This is a genomic window from Candidatus Neomarinimicrobiota bacterium (assembly GCA_041862535.1).
In the GTDB taxonomy this organism is placed as follows: Bacteria; Fidelibacterota; Marinisomatia; order SCGC-AAA003-L08; family TS1B11.
On record JBGVTM010000077.1, the window covers coordinates 1 to 4,946 of the forward strand.

A 4,946-nucleotide genomic window follows, 5' to 3' on the forward strand; every position below is an offset into this window, starting at 1 on the left:
CCAACTGATCCTGCTCGACCTGGACCGCGATGGAATATATGAAGTCACTACCTACCTGAATCCCAAAAAGCACGAGTACAAGCTGATCGTAGATGGTAAATGGATCAACGATCCGGCCAATCCCGATAGTGTCTCGAATAATATGGGAGGGTTCAATTCGGTTCTCGACCTGCGGGAGACCGACGCCGTTCCTACCGGCTTTTTTATCCGCACCGGCCACAGCGGCCGCCAATTTACTTTCCGTTTTCAGCGGCCACCAGGTGCCGCGGCCGTGAATCCCCGCTCCATCACCGTGCTGGTGAATAATTACAAGCTGCCCGCTCACCAGTGGAAATTCAAATCGGGCGCAGAGGAACTTATGCTCGCTTTTCACATCAAGACTAAGGGGTTCGTGCGCATCCTGGCCCAGGACGAGGCGGGCCGCGTCTGCCGGGAAACCCAGTTCCTCCTGGAGCACGGCCAGACGATCACTGCTTCCACACCATTGGACTCGTGGTACACCCAGGTTGTGTACTTCCCCATAACCGATCGCTTCTATGACGGAAATCCCTTCAATAACTGGGCTTCTCCCGATCCCGCGCTGGAACCACTGGCCAATTATTGCGGTGGTGACCTGGAGGGCATCACCCAGAAAATTGAACAGGGCTACTTCGACAGCCTGGGCGTCTCCACCCTCTGGCTCTCGCCCCTCAATCGGGGCCCAGATTCCGCTTATGAGGAGTATCCACCGCCCCACCGTAAGTACACCGGTTATCACGGCTACTGGCCGGTGCACCCGACTCAGGTGGAACACCGCATTGGCGGCCGGGGGGCGGCCAGGGAACTCGTCACCACCGCCCATGACTATCACCTGAGGGCTATCCTGGACTTTGTAGCCAACCACACCCACGAAAAACACCCCTACTTCCAGGATCACCGCGACTGGTACGGTCACCTGGAACTTCCCGATGGCCGCCGCAACATCCGCCTGTGGGACGAGCAACGCCTGACTACCTGGTTCGATACCTTCCTCCCTTCGTTCGACTACCTCCACAGCCGGGAAGCCCTGGAAACCATGACCGACAACGCCCTGTGGTGGATCGAGACCTTCGAACTGGACGGCTTCCGCCACGATGCCGTCAAGCACCTCCCCGGGCAGTTCTGGATCACCCTCACCCGCAAGCTGCACGAGCGCTTCCCCGACAGGCACCTCTACCAGCTGGGCGAAACCTATGGCTCAGACGCTCTCATCAAGAGCTACGTCAACAGTGCGCAGCTGGACGGCCAGTTCAACTTCGACCTCTACTTCAACACCCGCGAAGCCTTCGCCCTGGGCACCGGATCCATGACCGACATCGCCTGGACCCTTAAGCGGAACCTGGCCGTATACGATCCGCTGAACCTCATGGGAACCCTGGTGAGCAGCCACGACCAGGTGCGCTTCATCTCCCTGGCCGACCGGAAGGTATCCTTCACTGAAAACGCCCAGGAAGCCGCCTGGACCCATCCTCCTTCACCGGCCGGCAGCCCCGCCCACGAGCGCCTGCGCCTGTACTGCACCTTCGTGCTGACAGTTCCCGGCGTGCCGGTGATCTATTACGGCGACGAGATCGGCATGGCCGGCGCCGGCGACCCCGACAACCGCCGCCCCATGAAATGGACCGGGTGGATCGATGATGAACAAGCCACCTTCAACGCCGTTTCCAAACTCCTCCATCTCCGCCGGCAGCACCCCGCCCTGGCCGTCGGCGACCTGGTAGTGGAAGCCGCCACCGAGCACCTGCTGGCCTACCGCCGCATCGGCTTCGAAGAGGAATTCCTGGTGGTACTCAATAAGGGTGAAAAGGACCAGTCCTTTCGGTTGCCGGGCGAGGAACTGGAGTGGACAGCAGTCTACGGGGGTAAAGGCAGGTTTAAAGGTGGCGGTGAAGTGACGGTTCCGATCCGCTCAGGAGTGATCTGGCGGCGAGTGGAAACGACAATGGACGAGCGGTGATTGTCGGTTGTCCGTGGTACGTGGTACGTTGTATGTTGCTAGGGACCGGGGAGCTGGACACCAGAAGAGCGATGTGGTAAACCATAACTCCCAGTCGAATCAACCCCCGCCAACGGCGGGGCTTTGAATTCCTGATAGGCAGCTTCAGCTGTCTTTATTTGATTAAACGAATCCATTTATGAATTCGCTCTCTGCACGCCCGTGATTCACTTAAAGACGTAGGCCGCCCCGCCCGCGATGTCCCCGGTATCTTCATAAGGTGCCCCCACGAGAGAGTAATCCCCGCTGAGGGCCACGGACCAGCCGAAGCCGTCATAACCCTCCGCGTCGGGGGCCATGATCTTGGTGCCGCCATCCCAGCTGTTCGTACCTGTGCGTCGGAAGACATAAGCCGCCCCGGCAAACATGCCCCCGGCGTCCTCTCCATCGGCGCCTACAATGGCGTAATCGCCGCTGAGGGCCACGGAGCGGCCGAAGTAGTCCTCAGCCTGGGCGTCGGGGGCCGCGATCTTGGTGCCGCCGTCCCAGCTGTTCGCGCCCGTACGCTTGAAGATATAGGCCGCCCCAGCCAGTATACCCCCGGTATATTCCCAGGCCCAGGGTGCCCCCACAATAGCGTAATCGCCGCTGAGGGCCACGGACGTGCCGAAGAAGGCATAAGCCTGCGCGTCGGGGGCCACGATCCTGGTGCCGCCGTCCCAGCTGTTCGCGCCCGTGCGCCGGAAAACATAAGCCGCCCCGGCCCCGATACCACCGGCGTCTTCTCCATCGGCCCCCACAATAGCGTAATCGCCGCTGACCCCGCCTTCGGCGGGGCTGAGGGCCACGGAGTAGCCGAAGCCGTCACCAGCCTGCGCGTCGGGGGCCAGCAGTTTGACGATTTCGCTATCCGGTGGTTCGCTGTCGTCGCAGTTGAACAGGGTAAGGGTAGCGATGAGGAAAGGGATAAGCCATCTGGAACTTCTCCATATAGATCCCTTCAGGACTGGAATACTGTCCATGATTCCCATAATGCCTTCCTGTACAGATATTATGTGTCCGCGAGATAACTTGAAGGGAGTATAGGCATGGCAGGGGCAGGCGGGCAAGTCAATCCCAATTGGGATGGCCCGTCGTCCGTGGTCCGTTGATGGAGGATTGTAACTGGGGTTCCACATCGTCACCCTTCGAGAGCCTCAGGGTAACTATGCTGATTGCTGAGCGCTGAAGGCTGGCCGCTGTTGGCTCTAGCACACAACTCGTAATCCGAAATTATTAACCTGGGATTTACAGCTTTGGACTGATTTCTTTCTCACCGGCCATAATTTCCCTGGCCAGGGCCCGGTAGTCCTGAGCACCTTTGCTGTTGCTGTCAAATAGGGTAATAGGCTGGTGTCTGGAGGCCGCCTCCGCCAGGCGCACACTCTCACGGATCTTAGCCTGATAGACCAGCGGGCCGAAGCGCCGCTGCAGCTCCCGTACCATGTCCCGCGAGTGACTGGTCCGCGTGTCCACCCGGCAGGCCAGGATACCGGCAATCCGCAGCCTGGGATTCAGGTGACGCCTCAGAGCCTCCACTACCGTAACCACCCGGTTAACGCCCTGCAGGGCCAGATAATGGGCCTCTACCGGAACCAGGACTTCCTCTACTCCGAGGAGGGTATTGACCGTGAGGAAGCCCAGGGACGGGGGGCAGTCAACGAGCAGGAAGTCCCACTGACCCGCTGGTAGCGAAGCCACGCTCCTGTGGAAAAATTGCACCGCCTTCATCTCCCAGGTCAGGGCCTTCTCCACACCGGAGAGCCAGGCCGAGGCGGGTACCAGAGCAACACCCAGGACTCGCGTGGGCCAGACTAACTCAACCAGGGGCCTTTCAGTGATGAAGATATCGGTGATGTTCCGGCCTGGATTTGTGAAACCGAACCAGCGGGTAGTCGTTCCCTGGGCGTCCATATCCACCACCAGCACCCGCCGCTCTCTCTCCCCCAGAGCGGCCGCCAGATTGACCGTCGTGGTGGTCTTGCCACTGCCGCCTTTCGGATTCAGGATGGCGATGCTCCTCACCGGGCACTCCCCTCGGAACCGGGTGGGGTTAAAACACTGCCTGCCCCTCGGAATCGGTTTTGATGAGCCATAGGTCGCTGTTACCCGCGCCAAAGGAGTACGTGCGTCCGACGAGAATATAACCCCGGTCGGTAGTGGGCTGCACCATGAGCCCGAAATCTAAATCGTGGCCGCCATAGGTACGGTTCCATTCTTCATTGCCTTCAGCATCAGTCTTGATGAGCCAGAGATCGCTGTCCCCGGCGCCGAAAGATAGGGTGGTCCCGACAATGACATAGCCGCCCCCAGGGACTTCCTGCACGGCATTCCCCCAGTCCCATTCCACACCGCCGAAGGTTCGGGTCCATTCCGTACGGCCGTCGGACTGCAGCTTTATCAGCCATACATCGCTCTGGCCGACGCTAATGGAGGTCGTAGATCCCACGACAATATATCCCCCGTCAGCTGTGACCTGGGCAAAGTGCCCCTCGTCGTCACCTCCGCCGCCGAAAGTCCGCATCCACTGTACCGTGCCACCAGCATCGGTCTTAATGATCCAGAGATCGTCGTTGCCCACGCTGTTTGAAGAAGTGGCGCCAGTTATGATGTACCCACCATCTGCCGTCGGCTGAACGCAGTTGCCCTGATCATTATCGATCCCGCCATACGTGCGGCTCCACTCCTCCTCGCCCCGAGCATCCGTCTTGATCAACCAGAGATCGCCGCTGCCTTCGCCGTAGGAATCGGTCCAGCCGACAATAATGAAGCCGTCGTCGCTGGTCTGCCGGACGAAACGGCCCCAGTCCCAGCCGTTGCCACCCAAGGACCGAGCCCACAGCTGGCGCCCGCTGCCATCGGTCCTGATAAGCCGGAGGTTATAATCTCCGGGTGCGGCGGACAGGGCGGCACCCACGATAATATAGCCACCGTCGCTGGTCTGCTGCAGGGA

The 4,946-nt window shown here is 60.1% G+C and carries 4 protein-coding genes; 1 reads left to right on the top strand and 3 read right to left on the bottom strand.

All coding sequences use genetic code 11. From position 1 onward, the window contains the following. The coding region (locus tag ACETWG_03160) for an alpha-amylase family glycosyl hydrolase (GenBank protein MFB0515587.1) at positions 1 to 1,975 on the top strand (1,975 nt) is incomplete at its 5' end. Between the two features lie 206 nt (positions 1,976 to 2,181). Here ACETWG_03160 and ACETWG_03165 read toward each other — a convergent pair. The 3 genes from ACETWG_03165 to ACETWG_03175 all read right to left on the bottom strand — a co-directional run. Next, positions 2,182 to 2,985: an FG-GAP repeat protein gene (locus ACETWG_03165; protein MFB0515588.1), complete on the bottom strand. Its 804-nt coding sequence runs from the start codon at positions 2,983 to 2,985 to the stop codon at positions 2,182 to 2,184. 256 nt (positions 2,986 to 3,241) lie between these two features. Next, positions 3,242 to 4,018 carry a ParA family protein gene (locus ACETWG_03170; GenBank protein ID MFB0515589.1) on the bottom strand — a complete coding sequence of 259 codons (777 nt, stop codon included), beginning with the start codon at positions 4,016 to 4,018 and terminating at the stop codon, positions 3,242 to 3,244. Between the two features lie 28 nt (positions 4,019 to 4,046). Continuing rightward, positions 4,047 to 4,946: hypothetical protein (locus ACETWG_03175; GenBank protein ID MFB0515590.1), on the bottom strand; the 900-nt coding region annotated here is incomplete at its 5' end.